The organism is Microbacterium sp. K36, assembly GCF_004794355.1.
Classification (GTDB): domain Bacteria; phylum Actinomycetota; class Actinomycetes; order Actinomycetales; family Microbacteriaceae; genus Microbacterium; species Microbacterium paraoxydans_D.
Genome location: NZ_SSDN01000044.1, coordinates 1 through 12,747, shown reverse-complemented (window position 1 = coordinate 12,747; position 12,747 = coordinate 1). Strand labels below are relative to the sequence as shown.

Below are 12,747 nucleotides of genomic sequence, written 5' to 3'. Positions count from 1 at the left end.
CGGGCGCACGGGGCCGGGTCGACCGCAAGGGGCCGGGTCGACCGCACGGGGCCGGGTCGAGCGTCCAACGGGGTCAGGCGACGTCGAGGACCCAGGTCACGCCGAAGCGGTCGGTGAGCATGCCGAAACCGGCGGACCACGCGGAGGCGGCGAGAGGCTCGATCACGGTCGCCCCCTCGGCGAGGCCGTCCCAGAGGGGCTGCAGCTCATCCAGGGAGCTCGCCCGCAGCGACTGGAAGAAGGAGCGGTCCGTGATCGTCATCCCGTTCTCGCGACGGGTGGTGCCGGCAGTCGCGGCCGCGTCGTCCGCGCCAGGGACGTCATACGCCATCAGGCGCACGGGCCCGTCGAGCTGCCCGAACACGAGCTTGTCGAACCCGGGGACCCCGTCCGGCATCCCGAACTGCCCGTAGGTCGCCGCGGTCACCTCGCCGCCGAAGACCGAGCGGTAGAAGTCCAGGGCCTGACGGGCCGTGCCGCGGAAGTTGAGGTGGGTGGTGGTCGTGAGAGTCATGGTGTCCTCCGTGTCCCGGTCCGCCGATCGGACCGTGTGATCCCACCGTCACAGCGGTAGAGGTCTGTTTGTGTCCTCTTTTCGCCGCAGAATGGAGCCATGACCGGAAGCTCGTCGCGCATGCTCGCGCTGCTGTCCCTGCTGCAGGCGACGCGCGACTGGCCGGGCGGGGAACTCGCCGACCGTCTCGGCGTCACGCCGCGCACGGTGCGCCGCGATGTCGATCGCCTGCGCGCGCTCGGCTACCGCATCGGATCCAGCAAGGGCCCGTACGGCGGCTATCGCCTCGAAGCGGGGTCGGACATGCCGCCGCTCCTGTTCGACGACGAGCAGGCCGTGGCGATCGCCGTCGCCCTGCAGAGTGCGAGCGCGACCGGGGTCGAGGTCGCCGAGGCCGCTCAGCGCGCTCTCGCGACCGTCCGTCAGGTCATGCCGTCACGCCTGCGCCACCGCATCGACGGGATCCGCTTCGACGGAGCACCGGCAGAGATCCGCGCCGATCCGGCCGTGCTGGAGGCGGCGAGCGCGGCGGTACGCGACCGGAAGGTGCTCCGCTTCGACTACGGATCCGCGCGGGACCGCCCTCCACGGCGCACCGAGCCCCATGCCATAGTGGCGCGCGAGGGCCGCTGGTACCTGCTGGCCTGGGACCTGGACGCGGCCGACTGGCGCACGTATCGCCTCGATCGACTGCAGCCACGCACGCCGACCGGGCCCTCCTTCACGCCGCGGCCTCTGCCCGCCGCGGACGCCCAGACCTTCCTCGCCGCCCGCGCCAAGGGCTCGACGGCCGAGGACCGCTGGCCGTGCACGGGCGTGGTGGATATCGCCCTGCCGGCGCGGGACGTGGCGCCGTGGGTCGGAGACGGCGCCGTGGTGCCGCTGTCGGAGGACTCGTGCCGAGTCACGGTCGGCTTCTGGTCGTGGACGGGTGTGCTCGCCGCGGTGGCCCGGTTCGACGCGCCTTTCACGGTGGTCGGGCCCGAGGCGCTGCGCGAGGCGGCGGGGGTGCTGGCGCAGCGGTTCGCGGCAGCGCACTCCTCCTCCTGACGCCGCCCTGCAGAGGAGTTATCCAGAACGTTCGGGGAGCTCCGTCCGTGCGGCCTCGCAATGTCGCCGAGCGATGGTTCACTGGACTCGCGCCTCCTCGCCGTGGAGCTGCACGCGATCGCCGACCGCCGTTCCCTCGACCGCGAAGCCGTCGTCGGCCTCCTCGACCGCGTCGCGCTCGTCTCCCTCGACGACGAGACTCTGACCGCGGCCATCCGGGCAGGCTCAGGGCTCCGCACTCTGGACGCTCTCCACCTCGCCGCCGCGCTCGAACTCGGCGACGTGGTCACGGCACTCCTCACGTTCGACCGCGAGCTGGCGGCCGCCGCACGCGCACAGGGCCTGAGCCTCGCCGAGCTGCCATGACGCCGCCGCCTTCCCGCCGCGACCCCGTCCGACAGCACGCACGAGAGAGCGGCCCCGACCGCGCCGGTAGACTGAACCTGCCCCGCCGGCCCCTTCCTTTGGAGTGCGCGTGACCACCGCCCCTGCACCTTCCCCCCAGCACGTCCCCGACTCCGTCGAGAACGCGATCGCGACGCCCGAGAAGGAGCAGCCGTACGGCGCCCTCGGGCTCAAGGACGACGAGTACGCGCGCATCAAGGAGATCCTCGGCCGCCGCCCCACCTCGGGCGAGCTGGCGATGTACTCGGTGATGTGGTCGGAGCACTGCTCCTACAAGTCGAGCAAGAACTACCTGCGCCGCTTCGGCCAGAAGGTCTCCGACGAGATGAAGGAACGCCTCATGGTGGGCATGGGCCAGAACGCGGGCGTCGTCGACGTCGGCGAGGGCTGGGCCGTCACCTTCAAGGCCGAGTCACACAACCACCCGTCGTTCATCGAGCCCTTCCAGGGCGCGGCGACCGGTGTCGGCGGCATCGTCCGCGACATCATCTCGATGGGCGCCCGCCCCGTCGCCGTCATGGACGCCCTGCGCTTCGGTGCGATCGACCACCCGGACACCGCCCGCGTCGTGCACGGCGTGACCAGCGGCATCAGCTTCTACGGCAACTGCCTCGGCCTGCCGAACATCGGCGGCGAGACGGTCTTCGATTCCGTCTACCAGGCCAACCCGCTCGTGAACGCGCTCGCGGTGGGCGTGCTGCGGCACGAAGACCTCAAGCTCGCGAACGCCACCGGCGTCGGCAACAAGGTCGTCCTGTTCGGCGCCCGCACGGGTGGCGACGGCATCGGCGGTGCGAGCATCCTGGCCTCCGACACGTTTGCCGACGGCGGCCCGACCAAGCGCCCCGCGGTGCAGGTGGGCGACCCGTTCGCCGAGAAGGTGCTCATCGAGTGCTGTCTGGAGCTCTACCGCGGCGAGCTCGTCGAGGCGATCCAGGACCTCGGTGCCGCCGGCATCTCCTGCGCGACCAGCGAGCTCGCGGCCAACGGCAACAGCGGCATGCACGTCTCGCTCGACAACGTGCTGCTGCGCGACCCCACGCTCACGGCCGAGGAGATCCTCATGTCGGAGTCGCAGGAGCGCATGATGGCGATCGTCGCCCCCGAGAAGCTCGACGCCTTCCTGGCCGTCGTGAACAAGTGGGAGGTCGAGACCTCCGTGCTCGGCGAGGTCACCGGCGACGGACGCCTCATCATCGACTGGCAGGGCGAGCGCATCGTCGATGTCGACCCCTCGACCGTCGCGGTCGACGGTCCCGTCTACGACCGCCCGGTCGCCTACCCGACGTGGATCGACGCGCTGCAGGCCGACGCCGCCGAGAACCTGCCGCGCGCGAACGACGCGGAGACGCTGCGCGAGCAGTTCCTCGCCCTCGTCGCCTCGCCGAACCTCGCGGACACGAGCTGGATCACGAACCAGTACGACTACTACGTGCTCGGCAACACGGCCCTGAGCTTCCCCGACGATGCCGGCATGATCCGCGTGGACGAGGAGTCCGGCCTGGGCTTCTCCGTCGCGACCGACGCCAACGGCCGCTACTGCCAGCTCGACCCGTACGCCGGCGCGCAGCTCGCGCTCGCCGAGGCGTACCGCAACGTCGCCGTCACCGGTGCCGTGCCGACGGCCATCACCGACTGCCTCAACTTCGGTTCCCCCGAGAACCCCGAGGTCATGTGGCAGTTCGGGCAGACCGTCGACGGCCTCGCGGACGGCTGCTACGAACTCGGTACCCCCGTCACCGGCGGCAACGTCTCGTTCTACAACCAGACCGGCGACGTGCCGATCCACCCGACGCCGCTCGTCGGCGTGCTGGGCATCATCGACGACGTCTCCCGCCGCATCCCGTCCGGCTGGCAGGACGAGGGGCAGAACATCTACCTGCTCGGCACCACGTCGACCGAGCTCTCCGGCTCCGCGTGGGCCGAGGTCGTGCACCAGCACCTCGGCGGCCGCCCGCCGAAGGTCGACCTCGCGGGCGAGAAGCGCCTCGCCGGACTGCTCGCCGCGGCCCGTGACGAGTGGCTCATCTCCTCGGCACACGATCTCTCCGAAGGTGGTCTCGCACAGGCTCTGGCCGAGGGTGTCATGCGCTTCGGCGTCGGCGCCCGCGTCTGGCTCAACGAGATCATCGAGCGCGATGGCGTGGACGCCGCGACCGCCCTGTTCTCCGAGTCGACCGGCCGCGTGATCGTGACCGTTCCCCGCGAGGACGACGTGAAGTTCCGCGGACTCTGCGAGGGCCGCGGCTACCCGGTCGCCCGCATCGGCGTCACGGACAGCGAGCCGCAGCTCGAGGTGCAGGACGTCTTCACCGTCTCGGCCGCCGAGCTCCGCGAGCGCTCGCAGGCAACGCTGCCGTCGTACTTCGGTCCGACCGTCACCGAGCCGGTCAGCGCATGAGCAACGACGGCCTCAGCGAGGACTACGGCGATCTCGGCGAGAAGCGCAACCGGCGCATCCGCATCATCGCGTGGACCGTCATCGTGGCGCTGATCCTCGGTGGCGGCGGCGCGACCGTGCTCACCCTGCTCCTCGGCTGATCCGGGCCCGCGTCGCGGATTCGCACCCGGGTCGCAGGGATTCCCTGAATCCGTGCGACCTCGTGCGGATCCGCGACCTCAGCGGGCGAAGAGGTAGCGGGTCAGGGCGACGACGGACCCCGGGTCGTGGGCCTCGCGGCCGAGGGACTCCACGATGATGGCCCCGAGGATGGCGCGACCGAGCTGCTCGACCGGGGCGTCCTCCGGCAGCTGACCGTCGCGGATGCCGCCGCGGAGACGCTCCGACAGGTACTTCTCGACCCCGAGGCTCTCGCCGAGGTGCGCGCCGACCGAGGCATCCTCCGTGGCCGCGGCCACGAGCGACCGCAGCAGTACGCCGCCCTGCGGCTTCTCCAGGATCGACAGGACGCTCCGCAGCCAGGTCTCCACGTCGGCGGAGAGGTCTCCGGTGTCCGGCACGACGAAGTCCACGGGGATGAGGCGTCCCTCGGCCAGGCACTCCCCGATGAGGGCGCCGCGCGACGGCCACCAGCGGTAGATGGTCTGCTTGCCGACCTTGGCCTCCTTGGCGATGCCCTCGATCGTGAGCCGGTCGTACCCCTGATTGTGGAAGAGCCGGGCCGTCGCGTCGAGGATCGCCTCGCGGGCCGCCGTGCTGCGCACAGGGCCGCTGCGATGCTCGTTCACCATGCGTTCAGGATAGCCACAGATCCCTAGACGAGACGTGCCGTATGCTCTTTTCGTCTGAAGGAGATCACGTGGCTTCACTGCTGTTCCGTCTGGGTTCTTTCGCTGCGCGCAGGGCGTGGACGGTGATCGTCTCCTGGGTGCTGATCCTCGGGCTCGGCGTCGGCGCCTTCCTCACGTTCGGCGGCACGCTGAGCAACAGCTTCGACATCCCGGGCACCGCCTCCGGCGAGGTCACCGATCAGCTCGCCGACAAGCTGCCGGACACCGCCGGCGGCACCGGGACGGTGGTCTATCGGACGGACGACGGCGAGCCCTTCACCGACGAGCAGAAGCAGGCGATCTCCGACCTCGCCGCGAGCGCGGAAGACCTCGACGGCGTCGCCTCCGTCGTCGACCCGTTCGACGCCCAGCGGCAGCAGGACGAGCAGGCGAAGGAGCTGACGGACGGCCAGGCCCAGCTCGACGACGGCCGCGCGCAGCTCGACGCCGGCCAGGCCCAGCTCGACGACGGCCGGGCACAGCTCGAGGCCGGGATCACCCAGCTCGAAGGGGCGCGCGCGCAGGCCGAGGCCGCCGGCGCGCCGCCGCAGCAGACCGCCGCACTCGACGCGCAGCTCGCGGAGCTGAACGCCCAGCTCGCCCAGCTCGACGCGCAGCAGGACACCATCGACGAGAACCGCGCAGAGCTCGCCGACAGCGCGGAGCAGCTCGAGCTCGGTACGACCCTGCTGAACCTCGCGGACGGCATCGGCGTCGTCTCGGAGGACGGCTCCACGGCGATCGTCAATGTCTCCTTCGTCGACCCGCGCCTGGAGCTCGCCGAAGAGACCAAGCAGAGCACCATCGCCCACTTCCAGGACGAGGAGATCGACGGCGTCACGGTCGATTTCGGCACCGACATCGCCCAGGGCGTGCCGGAGATCTTCGGCGTCGGCGAGGCCATCGGTCTCGCGTTCGCCGCGGTCGTGCTCATCGTCATGCTCGGTTCGCTGATCGGTGCGGCCCTGCCCATCGTCACCGCCGTGGTCGGCGTCGGAGTGGGCGTCACGGCGTCGCTCGCGTTCTCCGGCGTCGTCGACATGGCCTCGGTCACTCCCGTCCTCGGCGTGATGCTCGGGCTCGCGGTCGGCATCGACTACTCCCTCTTCATCGTGAACCGGCATCGCAAGCAGCTGCTGGCGGGGTCGCCCGTGCGCGAGTCGATCGGCCTGGCCACCGGCACCTCCGGCACCGCGGTGGTGTTCGCAGGGACCACGGTCATCGTCGCGCTCCTCGCCCTCAACGTGACGGGCGTGCCGTTCCTCGGCCTCATGGGCACGGTGGGCGCGGTCTGCGTCGCGGTCGCCGTGCTCGTGGCCGTGACCCTCGCCCCGGCGATCCTCGGCCTCGTCGGCACCCGCCTGCTCGGCCGCAAGGCGCGGGCGACCATCGGCCAGGAGCACGCGGCCGGGAAGCCCGTGCGCCGGATGTCGACGCTGCGCGCGGTCGTCACCGCCCTCGTCAGCGTCATCGCACTGCTCGTGATCGCGATCCCCGCGATGTCGATGCGCCTCGGCCTCCCCGACGGGTCGAGCGAACCCGCCGACTCCACCAGCTACCGCGCGTTCCAGACCGTCGACGAGCAGTTCGGCGAGGGCGCGAACGGGCCGCTCCTGGTCACCGCCACCCTCGACGACGCCGTGAGCGACGACGACCTGCTGGCCACGCAGGTGACCGTCGCGGAGAAGATCGCCGAGCAGGACGACGTGGTCGCGGTGGCCCCCATCGCCACGTCGGACGACAACACGCTCCTCGCCTTCCAGGTGCTGCCCGCCGAAGGGCCGAACAGCGCCTCCACCGAGAAGCTGGTGCAGGATCTGCGGGGTCTCCCCGAGATCGACGGCGGCATCACCCTCGGCGTCGCCGGTCAGGCCGCCACCAACATCGACATCTCCGAGGCTCTGGCGAGCGTGCTCCCGCTGTACCTCGTGGTCGTCGTGGGCCTGTCGCTGCTCATCATGATCGTCGTGTTCCGCTCGCTGCTCGTGCCGCTCATCGCCACGGGAGGGTTCGTGCTGTCGCTGTTCGCGACGTACGGGCTCATCGTCGCGGTGTTCCAGTGGGGGTGGGGCGCCGACCTCATCGGGTTGCACAGCACCGGTCCGATCCTGAGCTTCCTGCCGGTGATCCTCGTCGGCATCCTGTTCGGACTGGCCATGGACTATCAGCTCTTCCTCGCGTCGGGGATGCGGGAGGCCTATGTGCACGGCGCCTCCGCGCGCGATGCCGTGGCGCAGGGCTTCCGGGCCGGGCGCTCGGTGGTCATCGCGGCCGCGCTCATCATGGTGTCGGTGTTCGGCGGGTTCGTGTTCTCGGAGTCGACCATCATCCGGTCCATCGGGTTCGGTCTCGCGTTCGGCGTGCTGCTCGACGCGTTCGTGGTGCGGATGCTGCTGATGCCGGCACTCATGCACCTGCTCGGACGTTCGGCCTGGTGGCTGCCGAAGTGGCTCGACCGCATCATCCCCAACGTCGACATGGAGGGCGCGGCGCTGGAGCGGGATCACCCCAGCGTGCACACCGACTCCGTCCCCACCGTGGAGGCTCCGCGCGCCCGCCGCTGAGTCTGGTTCGCGCGCGGGTTCAGGCGTTCGCGCGGGTTCAGGCACCTGTCACCAGTGTCGCCTGATGCCGCGCGGGCGCCTGATCCTGCGCGAGCGGTCGCGGGGGCAGGCTGTCAGGAGAGGACAGGCCGGCGCGGGAGTTCAGGCACCTGTCACCGGTGTCGCCTGAATCCGCCGGGATGCCTGGTCCGGCGACGACGCGCGTGTCTCAGGGCGGGCCTAGAGTGGGCGGATGGATCTGCGAGCGCTGTTGCAAGAGCGCCGCGCCGAGGCCGAAACCCGCGTCACGGCGACGGCGGCCACGCTCGCGGAGCTCATGCACGACCGCGAGGGCTCGAACGACGACGACGAGCACGACCCGGAAGGGGTGACGCTCTCGTCGGAGTGGTCGCGGCTGTCGGGGCTCGCCGAGGCGGCACAGGCGGAGCTCCGCCAGGTGGACGAGGCGCTGGTGCGGATGGACGCCGGGACCTATGGCATCTGCGCGCACTGCGGGCGGCCCATCCCCCCGGAGCGCCTGGAGGTGCGCCCGTTCGCGGAGTACTGCGTGGCCTGCGCCGAGAAGCTGGGTCGCTGACGCCGGGCACGACTTCGGAGACGTGGGCCGGCACGCCGGGCGACAGGGACGGTCGACGGCGTGCCGGCCGGGATCTCCGAAGGTGTGACCACGGGTCAGGGGAGGGCGGGGCCTCCCGGGCCGGCGCCGGGCACCGGGTAGTAGACCGGCGGGGTGTCGTCCCAGGCCGACGGCAGCATCAGCAGATCGTCGTAGTGGTGCATGGCGATGCCGCCGAAGGAGGCGTCATCCTGGAACGCGGCGTAGGTCTTGTCGAGCTCGCCCTCGAGGTAGGTGCGCCCCTCCTCCCAGAACGTCACCGTCTCCGGGTCACCGGTGCCCGAGAGGTCCTTCGTCTCGATGCCGACGACGACCGAGTTCGGCTTGCCGATCTGGTTCGCGTAGTCGATCTCGTGCTGCGCCTGCGCGATGATCCCGGCACTGCCGTCCGCGGTGTCCCGATAGTCCATGATCGCGATGTAGTCGGTCATGTCCTGGATGTGATCGCTCAGGGCCTTCGTCTGCCCGTTCCAGGTGATGGACGTGCAGCAGGCCGACGAGTCGAGCCACCGCGGGATGGCCGGCCCCACGAGGACCGGGAGTCCCGAGGCGTCCCGACGTTCGATGAGCGTGTCGAGCACCTCGAGCCAGCGGACGGGCAGGCCGCCGTTGCCGGGCTCCTTCCACGCGGACAGGATGTACGGCTCGATATCGACGTTGATGCCGTCGAAGCGGGCCGACTCCGGCACGGCGAGGTTGTAGTCGAGGACCTTCTCGAACTCGTCGACGGCGAAGTGCTCGAACTGCTCCAGCGCGCCTAGATAGGGCGGACGCGTGCCACCGGCGACGGTGGCCTGCACGTGGTAGCCGCGGCCGCGCGCCCACTGGACGAACGCCGCCACCTCGGACCGCGACTCCCGCAGCATGTCGGTGCTGCCGTACTTGTCGACGCCGAGGTAGATCGTGCGGATGGGGTCGGAGCCGAAGGTCGTCGTGTCGTCCATGACGGCGCCGAGACGGTCCCGGGCGTCGGTGTCGAAGACGGCTTCGTACGAGGCGCGCTCCCAGATCCACATCGCGCGGTCCTGGTCGTAGACGACCGGGGCCTCCGGGGTCGCCCCGCCGAGGGCCACGTAGGTGGTCGTCGACTCCCCCGTGTGCCCGGACACGTCGACGGCCCGCGCCTCGATGCTCGCGAACCGCGCAGGCCCGACGGGGAATGACGTCGCGTACAGCCCGCCGGACTGCGCGGTGGCGGCCTGCCAGGCACCGCCGTCGACCCGCACCTCGACCGTCGTCAGTGCACGATCCGACTGCACCGCGACCTCGACGTCCAGGCTCGAGCCCGCGTACGCCCCTTCGGCAGGAGTGGCGATGGTGACGACGGGACGCGAAGCGGCGGGGTTGTCGACCTCCACGGCGAGGAAGTCCGACCACGTCGTGTACAGCGTCGTGAGGTCGCGGCCGCGGACGGCGAGATCGAGCCGTCCGTCGACGTCCGCGATGTCGAGATCGACGCTCCAGGTGCCGGAGGTGCCGCTGGTCGGGATGGGCACCAGTTCCTGCGCCCCGACGACGAGCACGAGCTCCGCGGCATTGGCGAAGCTGCCCTCGACGGTGAGGATCGAGCCGCTGACGACGGCACCGTCGGTCGGCGAAGTGATGGCGAGGGCGGTCGTGACCGTCTGGGCGGAGGCGGCGCCGCTCGAGGCGACCGCCCCGCCGGCGAGAAGGGTGGCGGCGACCAGCGCCGACAGCCAGCGTGTGCGTCTCATCGTGTCTCCTTCCGCTCCGCGCGGCGCGGAGTCGTCGTGACTGCCACCGTGACGCCGCGCGGGAGACGGGTCAACGCGGGAGACGCGGGAGGGAAGGAATCGGGGAAGGACTGCGCACTCCTGCCGGCCCGTCGGAGATCCGCAGCGGCCGGGGGACCCTTGTCCCGCACCCTTGCAATGAATACGGTTGCACAAAGCGGACACCCACGGATGGGAGGGTCGTGTGAGCGCTTTTCCGAACACCCAGCCGCTGTTCCGGAGTCTCGCCGCACAGCTTCGCGCGCGCATCACGGCAGGCGAGTGGACGCCCGGCGACCGCCTGCCCCCGGAGACCGCGCTGGCCGGCGCGCACGCGGTCGGCGTCAACACCGTGCGCCGTGCGCTGGCCCTGCTCGCCGCCGAGGGACTGGTCGTGCGACGCCAGGGCGCGGGCACCTACGTGGCCGCGCGGGCGCGACGGCGGATCGGAGTGATCGTGCCGTCGCTCGACTACTACTTCCCCGCCGTGGTGGCGGGCGTCGCCGAGGTGGCGGCGTCCGCCGGGGCCACCCTGCGCGTCACCTCCAGCGCGTACGACGACGCGGTCGAGATCCGCCGCATCCGAGAGGCCATCGCCGACGGCTGCGACGGCCTTCTCCTCACCCCCACCCTGCATCGAGCCGACCCGTCCGCCCGCCTCGACCTGCTGCGCGCCCTCCCCGTACCCGTCGTGCTGATGGAGCGACTGCCGACCGGCGCTCCGCCGGACGACACCCTCTCGGCCGTCTGCACCGACGTCGTGGCCGGCGGCTATGCGGCAGTCCGACACCTCGCGGCCGCGGGACGGCGGCGGATCGGGTTCCTCGGCCGACGCGACACCGCCACGTCGGCGGCCGCCTGGCGCGGCTTCCAGCGCGGGATCGACGACCTCGGCCTCACCGACGTCGCCGACGGGACGGAGCGGCGCTCGTCGTGGGACACCCCGGCCCTCGCGGCTTACGCACGGCGCGTGCGGGAGCTCGCCCTGGACGCCGTCGTGTGCCTGGGCGACCGGGAGGCGATCGCGCTGCTCCCGCATCTCCACGGTGTCGGGCTGTCGGTGCCCGAGGACGTCGCGCTCGTCTCCCACGACGACGAAGAGGCCGCGCACGCCCCGGTGCCCCTGACCGCGGTCTCCCCGCCGAAGCGGGAGATCGGTCGCCTCGCTGCCTCGACCCTGCTGGCGCGACTGGACGGCGGCGGCCGCCCGGCACCGGTGCGGATGCTGCTGCAGCCGGAGGTGCGCCGGCGTTCGTCGAGTCGGGCCCGATCCACCCTCTCCGCCCATTTCATGCAACCGCTTGCATCCCTGCCGACCCCATCCTAGGGTGGAGTCGACGAGGGCCGCTCCCTCGAGAAGAGGTGACCCGTGCCCCGCCCGACCCGTCGTGCGCCCCGCGCCCCCGTCCGCATCGTCCACCTCGGCCTCGGGGCCTTCCATCGGGCGCACCAGGCCTGGTTCACCGCGCACGCCGACCCCAGGAGGGAGTGGGGCATCGCCGCCTTCACCGGCCGCTCCCCCGACCAGGCGGCCGTGCTCGCCCGGCAGGACGACGTCTACACGCTCCTCACCCGCGGCGCCGACGGCGACGGGATCGAGACCGTCGAGAGCATCGTCGCGGCGTACGAAGGTGCCGACACCGATGCGCTGCGCGACCTCCTGCGTCGCCCCGAGGTGTCGATCGTCACGCTCACGGTGACAGAGAAGGGCTATCGGCTCGCCGCCGACGGCCGCCTCGACCGTGACGACCCCGACGTCCGGGCCGACCTCGCTCTGCTGGCGGCGGCGCTCGGACCGGACGCCGCGCCTGTGACCCCCGGTGCGCTGAAGACGATGCCCGGACGGCTGCTCTGGGGACTGGACGCCCGCCGTGGTGCGGTGCCCGACGCCCCGCTCGCCCTCGTCCCCTGCGACAACCTCGACGCGAACGGCGCGGCGCTGGAGCGGGCGCTCATCGACGCCGCGACCGCTGTCTCCCCTCAGCTCGCCGCGTGGATCGGGCAGCGGATCGACATCGTGAGCACCGCGGTGGACCGCATCACGCCCCGCGTGACCCCCGCCGACGTCGCGGCGTTCCAGGCGCGGACCGGGGTCGACGACGACGCCCTGGTGGTCACCGAGCCGTTCCACAGCTGGATCCTCACCGACACCTTCCGCGGCGCGCGTCCGCGCTGGGAGGACGCGGGAGCCCTGTTCGTCGCGGACATCGCGCCGTTCGAGAGACGCAAGCTGTGGATGCTGAACGGCGCCCACTCCCTGCTCGCATACGACGGGCTGATCCGCGGCCGGGAGACGGTGGCGGAGGCGATCGCCGATCCCTCCGGCGCGGCCGGGGTGCGGGCGCTGTGGGACCTCGCCGAGGCCCTGCTCCCCGACGCCGATCTCGACCTCCCCGGTTACCGTGCCGCGCTGACCGCCCGCTTCGCCAACCCGGCGATCGCGCACCGGCTCCGCCAGATCGCCGCCGACGGCAGCGTTAAGCTGCGCGCCCGCGCGGTGGGCCCCCTCCGGCTGGCCCTGGCGCGGGGCGTCTCCGGCGCGGCCGCCATCCGGCTCATCGATGCGTGGATCCGCTTCGTCGTCGCGGAGGTGCGCGCGGGCCGCCCGCTCGACGACGTCGCCGCGGACGAGCT

11 protein-coding genes are annotated in these 12,747 nt (G+C 71.7%); 8 read left to right on the top strand and 3 right to left on the bottom strand.

What is annotated here, in order from left to right:
* Positions 1-73 precede the first annotated feature (73 nt).
* Positions 74-514 carry a VOC family protein gene (locus tag DW296_RS02985; RefSeq protein WP_136051031.1) on the bottom strand — a complete coding sequence of 147 codons (441 nt, stop codon included), beginning with the start codon at positions 512-514 and terminating at the stop codon, positions 74-76.
* 99 nt (positions 515-613) lie between these two features.
* On the opposite strand from DW296_RS02985, the gene DW296_RS02980 reads away from it, so the two are divergent.
* The 4 genes from DW296_RS02980 (at position 614) to DW296_RS16390 (ending at position 4,510) form a co-directional block, all read left to right on the top strand.
* Positions 614-1,564: a helix-turn-helix transcriptional regulator gene (locus tag DW296_RS02980; RefSeq protein ID WP_136051030.1), complete on the top strand. Its 951-nt coding sequence runs from the start codon at positions 614-616 to the stop codon at positions 1,562-1,564.
* Positions 1,565-1,624: 60 nt separating this feature from the next.
* Positions 1,625-1,930 (top strand): PIN domain-containing protein, encoded by a 306-nt coding sequence (locus DW296_RS02975; RefSeq protein WP_136051029.1) that lies wholly within the window; start codon positions 1,625-1,627, stop codon positions 1,928-1,930.
* 109 nt (positions 1,931-2,039) lie between these two features.
* Positions 2,040-4,370: a phosphoribosylformylglycinamidine synthase subunit PurL gene (purL, locus tag DW296_RS02970; RefSeq protein ID WP_136051028.1), complete on the top strand. Its 2,331-nt coding sequence runs from the start codon at positions 2,040-2,042 to the stop codon at positions 4,368-4,370.
* A complete protein-coding gene (locus DW296_RS16390) occupies positions 4,367-4,510 on the top strand; it encodes a hypothetical protein (RefSeq protein ID WP_168428964.1) in 144 nt (47 codons plus the stop codon). The genes purL and DW296_RS16390 overlap by 4 nt, the downstream gene beginning before the upstream one ends.
* A 78-nt stretch (positions 4,511-4,588) precedes the next feature.
* Here the strand turns inward: DW296_RS16390 and DW296_RS02965 are convergent, their stop codons facing one another.
* Entirely contained in the window at positions 4,589-5,161 is a 573-nt protein-coding gene (locus DW296_RS02965; protein WP_025104106.1) for a TetR/AcrR family transcriptional regulator, read from the bottom strand.
* A 68-nt stretch (positions 5,162-5,229) separates the two neighbouring features.
* Between DW296_RS02965 and DW296_RS02960 the strand changes: the two genes are divergently transcribed.
* Positions 5,230-7,764 carry an MMPL family transporter gene (locus DW296_RS02960; RefSeq protein WP_136051027.1) on the top strand — a complete coding sequence of 845 codons (2,535 nt, stop codon included), beginning with the start codon at positions 5,230-5,232 and terminating at the stop codon, positions 7,762-7,764.
* A 232-nt stretch (positions 7,765-7,996) separates the two neighbouring features.
* Positions 7,997-8,341, top strand: coding sequence for a TraR/DksA family transcriptional regulator (locus tag DW296_RS02955; protein ID WP_136051026.1), 345 nt, complete (start codon positions 7,997-7,999; stop codon positions 8,339-8,341).
* A 95-nt stretch (positions 8,342-8,436) separates the two neighbouring features.
* Here DW296_RS02955 and DW296_RS02950 read toward each other — a convergent pair whose 3' ends face one another.
* On the bottom strand, positions 8,437-10,095 hold the full coding sequence (locus DW296_RS02950; protein WP_136051025.1) for an Ig-like domain-containing protein: 1,659 nt from the start codon (positions 10,093-10,095) through the stop codon (positions 8,437-8,439).
* A 223-nt stretch (positions 10,096-10,318) separates the two neighbouring features.
* On the opposite strand from DW296_RS02950, the gene DW296_RS02945 reads away from it, so the two are divergent.
* Together DW296_RS02945 and DW296_RS02940 are read left to right on the top strand one after the other, a co-directional pair.
* Positions 10,319-11,440 (top strand): GntR family transcriptional regulator, encoded by a 1,122-nt coding sequence (locus DW296_RS02945; RefSeq protein ID WP_136051024.1) that lies wholly within the window; start codon positions 10,319-10,321, stop codon positions 11,438-11,440.
* A 42-nt stretch (positions 11,441-11,482) separates the two neighbouring features.
* A partial coding sequence (locus tag DW296_RS02940) for a mannitol dehydrogenase family protein (protein WP_136051023.1) occupies positions 11,483-12,747 on the top strand: 1,265 nt, incomplete at its 3' end.